Raw genomic sequence first — 15659 nt, forward strand, 5'->3', positions numbered from 1 at the left:
ACTTTCTTTGCAGCAGCAAAGAAAGTGACTGCCGCCCCGCATAGGGGCAACGCTAATAGACCGACGCGAAAACAGGAAGTCCATAGGAGCACAAGCAAACCCCTAGTCAGCCCTCAACACAATTGTCCCCAACGGCGGTAACGTCAACGCCGCCGACTGCTCCCTCCCATGACTCGGATAGTCATCCGTATGAATGACCCCGCCATTCCCCATATTTGACCCGCCATAAATGGAAGCATCCGAATTGAACACCTCGCCCCACCGCCCGCGCCGCGGCAACCCTATCCGATAAGCCAGCCGCGGCACCGGCGTCATATTGCACACCACGACGAGATCGCGCCCTTCGGCATCCGTACGCCGATACGCATACACGCTGTTCGCGTTGTCATCCCCCACGATCCACTCGAAGCCGCGCGAATCGCTATCGAGCTTATGCAACGCCGGCTCGCTCGTATAGAGATGGTTCAGGTCGCGCACGAGCTTCTGCAAGCCGCCATGCATCGCATCGTCGAGCAAATGCCAGTGCGGCGATTCATCGTGATTGAACTCCGCGAACTGACCGAACTCGCCGCCCATGAACAACAGCTTCTTGCCCGGATGCGTCCACATGAAACCGAAATACGCACGCAGGTTTGCAAATTTCTGCCATCGGTCGCCCGGCATCTTGTTGATGAGCGATCCCTTGCCATGCACCACTTCATCATGCGACAGCGGCAGCACGAAACGCTCGGAGTACGCATACACCATCCCGAACGTATAGAGATGATGGTGATACTGCCGATAAACCGGATCCTCCTGCATGTAATGCAGCGTGTCGTGCATCCAGCCCATGTTCCACTTGAAGTCGAAGCCAAGGCCGCCGCTCTCGACACTCGCCGTCACGCCCGGCCACGCCGTCGATTCCTCGGCCACCGTAATAGCGCCGGGTATCTGCCGCACTTCATGATTCAGCCGCTTCAGGAACGCGATCGATTCGAGATTCTCGCGCCCGCCATAAATGTTCGGCACCCATTCGCCCGCCTTGCGCGAATAGTCGCGGTAGAGCATCGACGCGACCGCATCGACACGCAAGCCATCGATGTGATAGCGCTTCAGCCACGCCAGCCCCGATGCGATCAGGAACGCGCTCACCTCGTTGCGGCCGAGGTTGTAGATCATCGTGTTCCAGTCCTGGTGATACCCTTCGCGCGGGTCCGCGTGCTCGTACAAAGGCGTGCCGTCGAACTCCACGAGACCATGCGAATCGTTCGGGAAGTGCGCCGGCACCCAGTCGATGATCACGCCGAGCCCCGCCTCGTGCGCGCGGTTCACGAATTCCGCGAACTGCTCCGGCGTGCCGAAGCGCGCGGACGGCGCGAACTGCCCGAGCGGCTGATAGCCCCACGAGCCGCCGAACGGATGCTCAGCAATCGGCATGAACTCGAGGTGCGTGAAGCCCATGCCCTTCGCATAAGGAATGAGGCGCTCGGCGAGCTCGTGCCAGTTCATGCCGCGATTCGCCTCTTCCGGCACGCGCAGCCACGATTCCGCATGCGCCTCGTAGATGGAGATCGGCGATTGCGCCGTCTGCTTCCCGCCGCGCGTCGCCATCCATTCGGCATCGGTCCATGCATAGTGATCGATGGCATCCGCATCCGCGACCACCGATGCGGTCGATGGCGGCTTCTCGCTCTGCATCGCGCATGGGTCGGCCTTCAGCGGCAGCGTGTGACCGTCGCGCGTGACGATCTCGTACTTGTAGCGCGTGCCCGCGCCGATGCCCGGAATGAACAGCTCCCACACGCCCGCGTTGTGACGCAGACGCATCGGATGACGCCGCCCGTCCCACGTGTTGAAGTCGCCGACCACGGACACGCGCCGCGCATTCGGCGCCCAGACCGCGAAGCGCACGCCCGCGACATTGCCGTGCGTGACCGGACGCGAGCCGAGGCATTCGAGCACCGCATACGGGTCCGCATGCGAGAGGCGCGTCAGCCATTCATCGGTGAGCACCGGACCGAACGAATACGTGTCGTGCGTTTCCTGCGGCGTGCCATGCCAGTCGATCTGCAGACGATACGCCGTCGGCCTCTGGACGAAGCCCGCGTACAGACCCGCATCGTGGATGCGCGCCAGCGAACCGATCCGCTCGCCGTTGCCGGCATCCATGACGTTCACCGACGATGCGCCCGGCAGGAACACGCGCACGACAGGTCCCAGATCGGTTTCATGCAGGCCGAGCATCGAGAACGCATCGGGATGCCGGGCCTCGACGAGTGCGTCGATATCGAGCGGATTGAGGCCGTGCGCCGGATTCCTGGTATCCGCCGGATCGCTACGATTGTTCATGGTGAGTTCCATCCGGATTGTCCTTGGTTGCTCCGAACACGGGTCGCGTGCCCGGAGCGGGCGGCTCGCCCGTGTCTCCCAGCAGGCGGCTCGCGAGCGACGCGAGACCCCGCAACGGAAGGCCGATCCAGGTCGGCCGGTTCGCTGCTTCGTAGCGGATTTCGTAGGCGGCCTTCTCGATCAGGAAAAGATCGAGCAACGGTTGAAACATGTCTTCGGCCGCGATCGTTTCGGGCGACGACGCGCTCGCCGCCATGTACTCCCGCAAGAAGCTCTCCTCGGCGAACGCGCGCAGCCGCTCGAAGAGCGCGCGCTTGCGGTCCGCGGTCTGCGCGGGCGCGTTCTCCGTCGTCGATTGCGCCGCCGCGCTCGCATACGACAGCGAACGCAGGAGGCCCGCGACATCGCGCAGCGGGCTCGTCTTCCTGCGGCGCTCGTCGAGCGCGCGCGCGGGCTCGCCTTCGAAGTCGATCAGATACGCATCGCCTTGCGCCATCAACACCTGGCCCAGATGGAAATCGCCGTGGATGCGGATGCGCAGCGCATCGGCATCCGGCCCGACGAGCTTCTTCACCGCGTCGACCAGCATGTCGCGGCGATCGAGCAGGCTTTGCGCGAGGAAACGGTCGTGCTCGTTGAAGTCGCCGATCTTCTGCGCGAGGATATCGAGCGCCGATTCGAGCAGCTTCAGCGTGCCGTCGATCCAGCCTTTCACGTCATCGGGCGTGGCGCGCTGCGGAGCGAACGCTTCGTCGTCGGTCGGCGACGCGAGTGCGACGTGCAATTCGCCCAGCCGCTTGCCGATCACGCCCGCGATGTTGGCGTAACCCGCGAGGCCTTCCGCCTGCGCATCGCGCTCCTGCGTGTGCTCTTCGGATTCGACCGCGACCGCGAGTTCATCGACGGTGCGGCGCAGATAATCGAGCGCGTAGTTCCACGCATCGCCCTGATTGTCGATGTAGCCCTGCAGGATCACGAGCGTATGCGGGACGCCCTGCGGATCGACGCGCACCACTTCGCCGAAGAGCGGGCCGGTGTTCGCATAGCCGAGCTTCGTCAGATAGCGGCTCATCTCCGCTTCGGGATGAATGCCGCCCACCACGCGCCGCACGAGCTTGAGCACGATCTTGTCCGCGATCACGAGCGAGCTGTTGCTCTGTTCGGCCGCGAGCCAGCGGATCTCGGGCGGATCGGCGGGATAGAAGTTGAGCTCGTCGAGGCGCTCGGTCGGGATGAAGCGGATCTCGCTCTTCTGCACGGTCGGCACGACCGCGCGTTCCTTCAGCTTGCGCAGCACGCCATACGTGAACTGCGGCACCGCGAACGCGTCGGTCAGATGCCCGATGTTGCGGTTGCGCCGCACGCGGGCCAACGCGAGCTGCATATAGAGCGGCGATGTCGTTTCCGTGCCCCACGCAATGGAAAGCGGCAGCACATAGCGCTCGCAATGATCGCCGACATCGGCTTCGATTTCCGTGAACGCGAAGCCGGCGCCTTCGATCGTCGTCAGCGCGGCGAGGCGCACCGCGTTCAGCTTCTGATCCTTCGATGCGAACCAGCGGCGCTTGCTCAGATAGTTCGGCAGCACTTCGGATTCGAGCAGGCGCACGTTCTCCGGCGTCGGTCCGGTCTGGCCCGCGCGGATCACCATCGTCACGAACTCGGGCAATTGCTCGGAAGGCGCCTGCGCCCACGCGGGCCGCATGTTGCCGGGGCAAAGCTGGAACCACAGGAAGCCGTAGGGCGGGAAGGTCAGCAGATAGGTGAGCTTGCCGATCTGCGGGAACGGCGAATCGGCGGTCATTTCGAGCGGCACCGAGCCTTCGAATTCCGACAGGTCGAGCTCCACCGCCTGCGGCGCGCGCGAGAGATTCGCGACGCAGAGAATCGGCGGCTCGCCTTCGAGCTCGCGCACATACGCGAGGATCTTGCGGTTCGCCGGCCGCAGGAAGCGGATCGTGCCGCGCCCGAACGCGTGCGCCGAGCGGCGCACCGCGAGCATCTTGCGCGTCCAGTTCAGAAGCGAATGCGGATCGCGGCCCTGCGATTCGACGTTCACCGCGTCATAGCCATAGAGCGAGCCCATCACCGGCGGCAGCACGAGCTGCTCCGGATCGGCGCGCGAGAAGCCGCCGTTGCGGTCGGACGACCATTGCATCGGTGTGCGCACGCCGTCGCGGTCGCCGAGGTGGATGTTGTCGCCCATGCCGAGCTCGTCGCCGTAATAGATGACGGGCGTGCCCGGCATCGACAGCAGCAGCGAGTTGATCAGTTCGATGCGGCGCCGATCGCGCTCCATCAGCGGCGCGAGACGGCGGCGAATGCCGAGATTCAGGCGTGCGCGGCGATCGCTCGCATACGTGTTCCACAGGTAATCGCGCTCGGAGTCCGTGACCATTTCGAGCGTGAGCTCGTCGTGGTTGCGCAGGAAGATCGCCCATTGATTCGTCGTGCCGAGCTCGGGCGTCTGCCGCATGATGTCGGTGATCGGGAAGCGGTCCTCGCTCGCGATCGACATGTAGATGCGCGGCATCAGCGGAAAGTGGAACGCCATGTGGCATTCGTCTTCATCGCCGAAGTATTCCTTCACGTCTTCCGGCCACTGATTCGCTTCCGCGAGCAGCATGCGGTTCGGATACTCCGCGTCGATCGTCGCGCGAATCTTCTTCAGAATCTCGTGCGTTTCGGGCAGGTTCTCGTTGTTCGTGCCTTCGCGCTCGACGAGATACGGCACCGCATCCAGCCGCAGACCGTCGATGCCCATGTCGAGCCAGAAGCGCATCACGGAAAGCACTTCCTTGAGGACGGCGGGATTGTCGAAGTTCAGATCCGGCTGGTGCGAATAGAAGCGATGCCAGTAATACTGGCCCGCAACGGGATCGTGCGTCCAGTTAGAAGGCTCCGTATCGATGAAGATGATGCGCGTCTCTTCATACTTCTTGTCCGTGTCGGACCAGACGTAGTAGTTGCGATGATTCGAGCCCGGCTTCGCCTGACGCGCCCGCTGAAACCACGGATGCTGATCCGACGTGTGATTGATGACGAGCTCGGAGATCACGCGTATGCCGCGCGCGTGCGCTTCCTGAATGAAGCGCTTCACATCCGCGAGCGTGCCGTAGTCCGGATGCACGTTGCGGTAATCGGCGATGTCATAGCCATCGTCGCGGCGCGGCGACGGATAGAACGGCAGGAGCCAGATCGCATCGACGCCCAGCTCCGCGATGTAATCGAGTTTCGCGAGCAGGCCGGGAAAATCGCCGATGCCGTCGTTGTTCGCATCGAAGAATGACTTGATGTGAACCTGATAGATGATCGCGTCCTTGTACCAGAGCGCATCGTCGCTGAGAATCGACGCCTTCTTGTTGCGCTTCACCCTTGTATCCACGGTTTCGCTCCAATATGCATGGGCTGGCTGCGGCCCTTGTTATGGTGTGCTGTCCTTGGTCAGTCGTTCATTCATCGTCCGGCTGCGGCTTCGGCAGGCCCCACGTCGGCGATATGCGCCAGATCGCGAAGGGCAGCGAATGCGGATCGAGCCGCACGTGCTGACGCCGTCCGCGCCATTCGAAGCGTTCGCCCGTCACCTGATCTTCCACCGCGACGGCATCCCAGTCGCGCACGCCCCAGCGTTCGAGCGTCTGCCATGGAAGCTCGATATCCGCGCCCTGCTCGTTGAACGGATCGAGATTGATCGCGACGAGCACGACGTTGTCGCGCGATGCGTTCGCCTTCTCGAAGAACAGGATGTGATCGTTATGCGCGGGCAGGAAGTTGATGCCGAGATGCGTCTGCAGCGCGGGATTCGCGCGGCGGATGCGGTTCAGTGCCGTGATCTCGGTCACGATGTTGCCGGGCCGGTTCCAGTCCCACGCCTTCAGCTCGTACTTCTCGGAGTTCAGATACTCCTCGCTGTTCGGCAGCGCGGCGGATTCGCACAGCTCGAAGCCGCTATACACGCCCCACAGCCCCGATAGCGTCGCCGCCAGCGCCGCGCGAATCACGAAGCCCGGACGCCCCGAGCTTTGCAGGAAGCGCGGATTGATGTCCGGCGTGTTCACGAAGAAGTTCGGCCGGAAGTAATCCTTCGCGTCGGTCTGCGTGAGATCGTGCATGTACTCGTGAAAATCGCGCTTGCTCTCGCGCCATGTGAAGTACGTGTACGACTGCGAGAAGCCGAGCTTCGCGAGCCGGTTCATCACGCGCGGCCGCGTGAAGGCTTCGGCGAGAAAGATCACATCGGGATGGCGCGCGCGCACGTCGCCGATCACCCATTCCCAGAACGGAAACGGCTTCGTATGCGGATTGTCGACGCGGAAGATGCGCACGCCCGCCGCGATCCAGTGCAGGAAGACGTCGCGCAATCCGATCCACAGATCGGGCTTCGCGTCCTGCGCATAGAAGTCCGGGTTCACGATGTCCTGATACTTCTTCGGCGGATTCTCCGCATAGCGCAGCGTGCCGTCGGGACGCCATGCGAACCATGTCGGATGCTCCTTCAGCCATGGATGATCCGGCGAGCATTGCACCGCGAAGTCGAGCGCGATCTCGAGACCATGTTCATGCGCGGCTTCGAGCATGCGCTTGAAGTCGTCGAGATTGCCGAGCTCGGGATGCAACGTATCGTGCCCGCCTTCCTTGCCGCCGATCGCATACGGGCTGCCGACATCGCCCGGCTCGGCGGTGAGCGTGTTGTTCTTGCCCTTGCGGTTCGCAATGCCGATCGGATGAATGGGCGGGAAGTAGAGCACGTCGAAGCCCATCTCGCGGATGCGCGGCAGCTTGCCGATCACGTCGATGAAGGTGCCGTGACGGTTCACGTCGTCGCTCATCGAACGCGGGAAGATCTCGTACCAGCTCGCGAAGCGCGCGGCGGCGCGTTCCGAATCGATGCGATACACCACCGGATCGCGCGACAGAAACGGCCGGTGCCTTGCCGCCGCGACGGCCTTCGCGGTGGCCGGCGCGAGCACGAGCTCGAGCTTGCGCGCGTCGTTGGCCTTCGTGAACTCCTTGACGATGGCGTCGAGCGGGGCGGCGTCGGCATCGGCGTCGTCGGCGGTCTTCACTTCCGCGAGAATCAGCGCGAAGAGATGCTTCGCTTCCTCGACTTCGAGATCGACGGGCTGGTTCGCCTTCAGCTTCTTCTGCATGTGATCGACGAGCGACGCGTAATCGTCGCGCCATGCCATCACGACGAATTCATGCCGGCCCACGCGTTCGAGCGGAATGCGCGTGGTCCACAGATCGAGGCCCGCGGGCTGCACGGCGTGCATCGGCGCTTCGTGCCAGTCGGTTTCGTCGGCGGCGCGCCATTGCACCGAGGCGGCGATCTTGTCGTGGCCTTCCGCGAAGATCGCGGCCTGAATCTCGACCGCCTCGCCGACGATGCGCTTCGCCGGGAAGCGTCCATGATCGACGGACGGCGTCACGCTTTCGATCGACACGCGCGGCGCGGCGATCGCTTCGGTCACCGACTTCTTGTCGGCGGCCTTCGCGCCGCGCTTCACCTGCGGCTGCGCGAGCAGGATGAACGGCTCGGCTTCCGCGCGGAAGAGGCGCACTTCGCCCGGCTTCAGCGTGAACGGCGCGAGGCGCTCGGGCTTGCCCATGGCGTCGTCGATGAGCGCGAACCGCGTGTAGTTGCCCGGCACCGATTCGAGCAGATGCAGCGTATCGACATGCACGGGCGCGACGAGATCGGGATTGACGATCGCGAGCACGGCGTCTTCGCTGTGACGCAGATCGCCGCCATCGGCGCGGATGAGCGCGGCGTAGGGCGTGCCCGCGCCCGTCAGCGAGCGCAGTTCGCCGACACTCGACAGCGTGCCGATATTGCGCTGCAGGTCGTTCGCGCGCCTGATGCGCGCCGTGAGATCGATGCGCTTCTCGTTCCTCGCGCGCTGATACTCCGCCGCGATGCCGTATTGCGGCGACATCGGCAGGCCGACGCCGTACTCGAAGCCCATCGGCACCATGATGCCGGTGCCGAGCGCGGCGGCCGTGTCGAGGACGCGCGCGTACGCGCGTTCGACGAGCGCGGTGTCGCTCGTATCCGAAAGATCGCTGATGAGGCGCGCGCCGAACGGATCTTCGGGGAACGCGATCGGCGATGCGATGCGCGTGAGCGCCGCGTGTTCGTCGAAGAGCCACGCGCTTTTGAAGTCCCACCAGCGCGTCGACGCGAACACGGCATCGAACGCGGCATCGACGAGACCATGCAGATCATGGCGCGTGACGTCGATGGTCCACGCGAGCCAGCGTGTCTCGGGATGTTTCTCGCGCACCGCCGCGCCGAGCCTGCGCCACACGTGCGCGGGCACCGCATGCGGCGCATCGAAGCGAAAGCCGCCGACGCCCGCATCGGCGAGCAGGTTCAGCTCGCGCGCCCACCATTCGGTCAGATGATGCGCGGCCTCGCCATTGGCGAAGTTGGCCCAGGCGACATCGCGCTGACGCGGCGGCTTGCGCGGATCGAGGCGCGCATCGGCGCTCTCGAAGGGCTGGAACCATTGCTTGTTGTCCTGATAGAGACCGCCCTCCGCGCTCACGCGGTCGATCACGATATCGACGAGCAGCGTGAGCCCGTGCTTCTTCGCGGCGTCGGCGAGCTGGCGCAGGCCGTCGGATGCGCTCGTATCGGATTCGAAGACGGGGTGCAGCCGATGATGATCCGCGACCGCCTCGCGATGCCCGTTGCTGCCGGGCACGAACGGCGAGCCGATCAGGACGTGATCGAAGCCGAGCGAGGCCGCGTGCTCGAACTGGGCGGGCCAGTTCGCGAGCGGGCCGACGAGCAGGGGATCGATGAAGTAGATACGCGGCGCGTACGCATGATGAGCTTGATGGTTTTCCATCGTTCGTCTTTTCCAGAGTCGTCCTGCGGTGGCGGGGATGCGGGCATCAATCGCGATCACGCTCACGGGCCAAACTGGCTGAAGAGCCGGTCCGCACATCGTGAATCGCGCGGACTCTCAGGCGGAACTCAGATTACACCCTGGCGCCCCTCGAATCGACGCCTGCCTGGCCGCGTCTCGCGATGCACCGTGCATCGAGCGCTGTTCACGCTCACGGTGGGCGCCACGGTCCCCAAGTGATTTCTTTCCGTCATCCCTGAAGGGATTCGCTTCCGTCAACGCACGGGCGGGGCAGCACATTGCGTGCCGCGCCCGGCTCAGCTCTACATCAAGGCACTACTATGGAGCAACTAAGGCGGATGCGCTCAGGCAGTGCGCGCAAGCGAATGCGCGTCGTGCGCCTGCGCGGGCATCTGCGCGGGCGCCTGCATGACGTCGGGCACGCGGCGCGCGCGCAGGGCCGTGCGGCTCGGACGCGCGTCGGTGAGGCCGACGTACAGTGCGACCATCGTCGCGACGGCTTCGTTCCATCCGAAATCGCAGGACATCGCGTTGCGCTGCAGCGCGCGCCATACTTGCGGGCGCATGTAGGCATCGAGCGCGCGGCTCGCGGCGCCGACGATATCGTCGGCCCGTTCGCCGTCGAAGAGAAAGCCGGTGGGGGCGTGCGCGCCACGCTGCACGGGCATCGACGCGATGGGCGCATCGTGCGTGCCGTCGCGCAGAACCACGGCCGGGCGCAGCACGTTGCGACCGGCGTGAACGGCGTTTTGCGCCGCATCGACGATCGTGTCGGCGAGGCCGCCCACGCGCGACGCGACGGGCAGCGTGCCGTAGCGCATCGCGTACATCTGCGTGAGGCCGCAGGGCTCGAAGCGGCTGCCGTGCAGAAGGATGTCCGCGCCCGCGTGCAATGCGTGCGCGCGGCGCTCGTCATATCCGATATACACGCCCACGCGATCCGGCCATTCCTGCGCGAGCTTCCTGAAGCCCGCCTCGATATACGCCTCGCCCTTGCCGATCACCGCGAGTTGCAGGCGCGGATGTTTCGCGAGCAGGCGCGGCAACGCGTCGAGCGCGACATCGGCGAGCTTCTGACCGGTCATGCGGCTGCCGATCGCCATCACCGGCGCGAACGGATCGACGGGCAAGCCGAACTTGCGTTGCAAAGCGCGCTTGCAGGCGTGCTTGCCGCGCATATCATCGAACGAATAATTGCGTTCGATGAGCGGATCGGCGGCGGGATTCCACGTTGCTGCATCGATGCCGTTCACCACGCCCGACAGCTTGTCCGCGCAGCTTTGCAACACGCCTTCCATCAGATGACCGAAGCGCGGCGTCAGAATTTCGCGCGCATAGGTTTCGGAAACGGTCGTTACATGATCGGCATGGACGATGCCCGCTTTCATCAGACTCAACGCGCCGTAGAACTCGATGCTCTTCGGATCGCTGAACGCATGCACGAGCCATTTCTCCGGCACGCCGAGCGACGCACCAAGCGAGAGCGCGTAGTTGCCCTGGAATGCGAGATTGTGGATCGTGAATACGCTCTTTGCGTGCACGCCCGCGTGCTTCATCAGGAGCGGCGTGAGGCCCGTATGCCAGTCGTGTGCATGAACGATGTCGGGCTTCTTCACGCCGCGCACACCTTCGGCGATTTTCACCGCCGCCGCCGAGAGCGTCGCGAAGCGGATCGCGTTGTCCGTATAGTCGCGGCCCTGCGCGTCCTGGTACAGGCCCGTGCGCGCAAAGAGCGTGTCGCAGCGCAGCAGCAGCACCGGCACGCCGCTATCGGGCATGCGTCCGCGCAACAGCGACGCATCGCCGCCGGGCAGGCCCGTCAGCGTGCATACCTTGCTCAGGCCTTGCGCCTGGGCGATCGCGTTCGGGTAGGCGGGAAGCAGGATCGTGGCATCGACGCCGGCTTCGCGGAGCGCGGCAGCGTAGGCGCTGACCATATCGCCGAGTCCGCCGGTCTTGGCGAGCGGGACGGCTTCGGAGGCGACCAGCAGAACGTTCAAGGGCAAAATGGGCTCCGGTGCGAGAGGAAAACGCGCGGACGACGAGCCGCGCATGCGAGTGCTGATCGGGGTTTCGTGTGAATGGGCTGGCGCAATGCAGCAATCGGTGTGCCACAGAGCGAAACGTGTGTGCGTTACGACACGTTTGCATCCGCCCATGGCGTGAAGAGACCGTCGACGCGCCCGCCAGCCGGCGCATGAAAAGGCACGGCCGTGCCGCGTGTAAAACTGACAGCGGCACGCGCCGCGTTTTTACACGGCGCGTTCGATGAGCTTATGGAACGCGCGTGACAGCGGCGTGATGCGAAGCCGCGTCAGCCGCCGACCATGCTCGCGGCGATGTTGATCGAGAGCCCGAGCACCGCGAGATTGAAGAAGAACGACATCACCGATTGCGCGAGCACGGTGCGGCGCGCGGCCGTCGAGCCGAGCGCGACATCGGCGGTCTGCGACGCGACCGCGATAGTGAAGGAGAAGTAGAGGAAGTCCCAGTAATCGGGTTTCAGATGCTTGTCGGGAAACCTGAGCGCGGGATCGTTGTCGGGCGACTGATAGTAATGCCGCGCGTAGTGCAGCGTGAACATCGTCGGGATCAGGAACCAGGCGCCGAGCATCGTCGCGCCGGTGAGCAGATAGTGCGTGAACGCCGCCGGGCCGAGACTCTTCGCGGTCGCCAGCTCGACGACGATCGCCACGATGCTCGCGATCGCCGCGACACTCACGATCATCAGCACGGTCGCGGCGTTTTCGTCCTCGCGTTCGGCGAGCGCCTGCACGTCGCTCTGATGCGCGGTCGCCATCCGCAGCCAGATCAGCGCGAGATAGAGCCATACGGCTGCGTCCCAGCCGATCAGCGCGCGCGCGGCCGGCCGCACGTGCGCCGGAACCAAAGCGGCCACGACGCAACCAACCAGAAGGCCGATCAGCGCGCGCGGCCGGTTGCGCAGGACGGGCGGGAGGAAATGCTTCATTTCGTTGTTATCCGCATGAGAGGCAGGTTCGCTCGATGCCTGCGATTATTCCCCCTACGCCTTTCACTAACCTGAGGGAAGCGCATGAGAGCGCCTGAGCGGGTGTCGTTCGTGATGCGGCGGAGCATCGTGGCGGGCGCATGCGCGTCCGTCGCGGCGACGTTCATGCCCGCGGGCGTTCGAGGCGCGCGGACGTCCGGGATCGACGTCTTCCTCGCCGTGTCGATGAAGCTCACGGGCCGCACGAGCTTCGATCCGCTTTTCGCCGAGCGCGTGCATGCGGCGCTCGCGCGACACGACACCGCCTTCACGGCGAAGATCGCCGCGCTCCACCAATGGATCGCGACGCACGGCGGCACGCCGACCGACATCATCACCGCCGCGCTCGAGGCCACGCGCCCCGATCTCGCGAAAACCGTCGGCAGCGTGATGCGCGCGTGGTATCTCGGCGTCGTCGGGGAGCCGCCGCATGCCGAGGTCGTTGCGTACGAACGCGCACTGATGTTCGATCCCGTCGGCGACATGCTCACGATTCCCTCATACTGCCGCGGCGAGCCGGCCGACTGGGCGAAGAAGCCCTGAGCATCGCACCGGAAACGCCGGACGGCAGAACCACAAGGACAAGGCACGCGGATGGCGGGTTCCACTTCGGCGGACGTGGTGGTCGTCGGCTCGGGCGTGGCGGGCAGTCTCGTCGCGTATCGGCTGGCGCGGGCGGGCGCGTCGGTGATCCTGCTCGAAGCCGGGCCGCGTCTCGCGCGCTGGCAGATCGTCGACAACTTCCGGCGCGCCGCCGACAAGCGCGATCTGTGCGCGCCGTATCCGCTCCTGCCTCATGCGCCCCGTCCCGAGCCGATGAATCCCGGCGCGTATCTGATCGATCGCGGCGAGACGCCGTACCGGCCGCAATATCTGCGGCTCGTCGGCGGCACGACGTGGCATTGGGCCGGCGCGGCCTGGCGTCTGTTGCCGGCGGATTTTCGCGTGAGGGCGCTCTATGGCGTCGGGCGCGACTGGCCGTTCGCCTACGAGACGCTCGAGCCCTGGTACGGTCAGGCCGAAGCGGAGCTGGGCGTGGCCGGCCCGAACCTCGATCTCGGCTCGCCGCGCTCGACGCCTTATCCGATGGACGCGCTGCCGCTTTCGTGGATGGACCGGCGCGTCGCCGACGTGCTCGGCGCGCAGTCGTTTCGCGTGGTGCCCGAGCCGATGGCGCGCAACAGCCGCCCGTACGACGCGCGCCCCGCGTGCTGCGGCAACAACAACTGCATGCCGGTCTGCCCGATCGGCGCGCTGTATCACGCCGCGACGCACGCCGACAAGGCCGAGCGCGCGGGCGCGACGCTGATCGCGCAGGCGGTCGCGTACCGCATCGAGGCGAACGATCGCGGGGAGATCGCCGCGATCCACTGCAAGGACCCGAACGGCCAGAGCACGCGCGTGACGGGCAGGCGCTTCGTGATCGCGGCGAACGGCATCGAGACGCCCAGGCTGCTGCTGATGTCGACATCGGCTCGGTTTCCGAAGGGCATCGCGAACGGCTCGGATCAGGTCGGGCGCAACTTGATGGATCATCCCGGCACGAGCGTGAGCTTCCTCGCCAACGAGGCGCTGTGGCCGGGGCGCGGGCCGGTCGAGATGAGTTCGATCGTCGATTTCCGCGACGGGCCGTTTCGCGCGCAGCAGGCGGCGAAGAAGCTGCATCTGTCGAACGCCGCGCCGACGCTCGCCGTCACCTGGAATCTGCTCGCCAAAGGGCTGACCGGCGGCGAACTCGACCGGCAGATCCGCGAACGATGCGCGCGCACGCTCACGTTCGGCAGCTTCCACGAGCAATTGCCGTCGGGTGCGAACCGCGTGACGTTGTCGGCGCAGAAGGACGCGCTCGGCTTGCCGCGCCCGGAAATCGCTTACGGCATCGACGACTACACGCGCCGCGGCGCCGCCGACACGCGCGCTCAGTTCGCGCGCATCGCGGGCTTTTTCGGAGGCACCGAGCTCGAATACGACGACACGCTCGGCGCGAGCAGCCACATCATGGGCACGGCGATCATGGGCCGCGATCCGCGCGATTCCGTCGTCGATGCCGAGTGCCGCGCGCACGGGCATCCGAACCTGTTCATCGCGGGAAGCGCGGTAATGCCCGCGGGCGGCTCCGTCAACTGCACGCTGACGATCGCGGCGCTGTCGCTGCGGCTCGCCGGCACGATCGAAGCGTCGCTGAAATGAGCGCGCGGCGGTCGCTCGTCACGGGCGTGCTCATCGTGCTCGCGTGCTGTTTCGGTCGCGCGATGGCGCAAACGCAGAGCGTGACGCAAGGCGAATATCTCGTGCGCGCGGGCGGCTGCATGAGTTGCCATACCGTCGATCCCGCGCGGCCGTTCGCCGGCGGCAGACCGATTCCGACGCCGTTCGGCAACGTGTTCGCGCCGAACATCACGAGCGACCGCGAGACGGGCATCGGCGCATGGACCGACGCGCAGTTCATCCGCTCGATGCGCGAGGGCATCGGAAGACATGGCGAGCGGCTCTATCCCGCGTTTCCGTACACGGCCTACACGCTGCTTTCCGACGGCGATCTCCTCGCGATGCGCGCCTATCTCGCGACCGTGCCGCCCGTGCGCGCCGTCACGCCGCGCAATGCGCTCACGTTCCCGTTCGATCAGCGCTGGCTGATGGCGCTGTGGAATCTCGTCAACTTCTCGCCGGGGCGCTTCGTGCCCGATGCATCAAAGAGCGCGGAGTGGAATCGCGGCGCGTATCTCGTCGAAGGGCTCGGGCATTGCGGCGAATGCCATACGCCGCGCAACCGGCTCGGCGGACTGAAAGACGTGGAGCAATTGTCCGGCGCGACGGTCGCGGGCTGGCACGCGGGCAATCTCACGCCGGAGCGCGGGGCGGGCATCGGCGCGTGGCGCGATGATGAACTGCTGCGCTTTCTGTCGACGGGTGCCGCGCCCGGCCGCGCGTATGCGCTCGGACCGATGGCCGAAGTCGTCGCCGGGAACACGCAATATCTGACGCCCGCCGATCTGCGCGCGATGATCGCGTATCTGCGCGCCGTGCCGCCGGTCGCCGTGAAGGACGCGCGCGAGCGCACGCGCTTCGGTCAGGCGGCGCGCACGGATATCACGGCGTCCGATACACCCGGCGCGCGGCTTTATGCGGCCGCGTGCGCGACTTGCCACGGCATCACGGGCGAGGGCGGCAAGCCGTTTCCGTCGCTCGTGCGCGACGGCGTGACGGGCGCGATGGGCATCGCGTCGACGAACAATCTCGTGCTCGTGATCCTGCACGGCGTGAACCGCAGGACGCGCGACGCCCACGTGCTGATGCCCGCTTTCGGCACGCACATGTCGGACGAGCAGATCGCCGAACTCGCGAACTACGTGACGCGCCAGTTCGGCGATCCGCGCGCGACGACCGATGCGAAAGCCGTCGCGAAGCTTCGCTCGCTGCCGCAATAAATGCGCGTTCGGGGTGGC

8 protein-coding genes are annotated in these 15659 nt (G+C 65.6%); 3 read left to right on the forward strand and 5 right to left on the reverse strand.

Going from position 1 to position 15659, the window contains the following annotated elements; all coding sequences use genetic code 11:
• Positions 1-102: 102 nt before the first annotated feature.
• The 5 genes from glgB to AWB78_RS06825 all read right to left on the reverse strand — a co-directional run bounded on the left by glgB (position 103) and on the right by AWB78_RS06825 (position 12174).
• Positions 103-2328: a 1,4-alpha-glucan branching protein GlgB gene (gene glgB, locus AWB78_RS06805; protein ID WP_062603546.1), complete on the reverse strand. Its 2226-nt coding sequence runs from the start codon at positions 2326-2328 to the stop codon at positions 103-105.
• Positions 2315-5701, reverse strand: a complete 3387-nt coding sequence (gene treS, locus AWB78_RS06810; RefSeq protein WP_062603548.1) for a maltose alpha-D-glucosyltransferase — start codon at positions 5699-5701, stop codon at positions 2315-2317. Before treS ends, glgB begins: the two co-directional genes overlap by 14 nt.
• Positions 5702-5780: 79 nt before the next feature.
• Positions 5781-9182, reverse strand: coding sequence for a maltotransferase domain-containing protein (locus tag AWB78_RS06815; protein ID WP_063958950.1), 3402 nt, complete (start codon positions 9180-9182; stop codon positions 5781-5783).
• A gap of 365 nt (positions 9183-9547) precedes the next feature.
• Positions 9548-11209 carry a glycogen synthase GlgA gene (glgA, locus tag AWB78_RS06820; RefSeq protein ID WP_082883259.1) on the reverse strand — a complete coding sequence of 554 codons (1662 nt, stop codon included), beginning with the start codon at positions 11207-11209 and terminating at the stop codon, positions 9548-9550.
• A 308-nt stretch (positions 11210-11517) separates the two neighbouring features.
• The gene (locus tag AWB78_RS06825; RefSeq protein ID WP_062603552.1) at positions 11518-12174 is read right to left on the reverse strand and encodes a DUF1345 domain-containing protein; all 657 of its coding nucleotides are present in this window, start codon (positions 12172-12174) and stop codon (positions 11518-11520) included.
• Positions 12175-12258: 84 nt separating this feature from the next.
• Between AWB78_RS06825 and AWB78_RS06830 the strand changes: the two genes are divergently transcribed.
• The 3 genes from AWB78_RS06830 to AWB78_RS06840 are packed head-to-tail and all read left to right on the forward strand — an operon-like array spanning position 12259 to position 15641.
• Entirely contained in the window at positions 12259-12756 is a 498-nt protein-coding gene (locus tag AWB78_RS06830) for a sugar dehydrogenase complex small subunit (protein WP_062603553.1), read from the forward strand.
• 51 nt (positions 12757-12807) lie between these two features.
• Entirely contained in the window at positions 12808-14403 is a 1596-nt protein-coding gene (locus AWB78_RS06835) for a GMC family oxidoreductase (protein ID WP_062603556.1), read from the forward strand.
• Positions 14400-15641, forward strand: a complete 1242-nt coding sequence (locus tag AWB78_RS06840) for a cytochrome c (protein ID WP_062603557.1) — start codon at positions 14400-14402, stop codon at positions 15639-15641. Before AWB78_RS06835 ends, AWB78_RS06840 begins: the two co-directional genes overlap by 4 nt.
• The last annotated feature ends 18 nt before the right edge of the window (positions 15642-15659 follow it).

The sequence above is a fragment of the Caballeronia calidae genome (assembly GCF_900044055.2).
In the GTDB taxonomy this organism is placed as follows: Bacteria; Pseudomonadota; Gammaproteobacteria; order Burkholderiales; family Burkholderiaceae; genus Caballeronia; species Caballeronia calidae.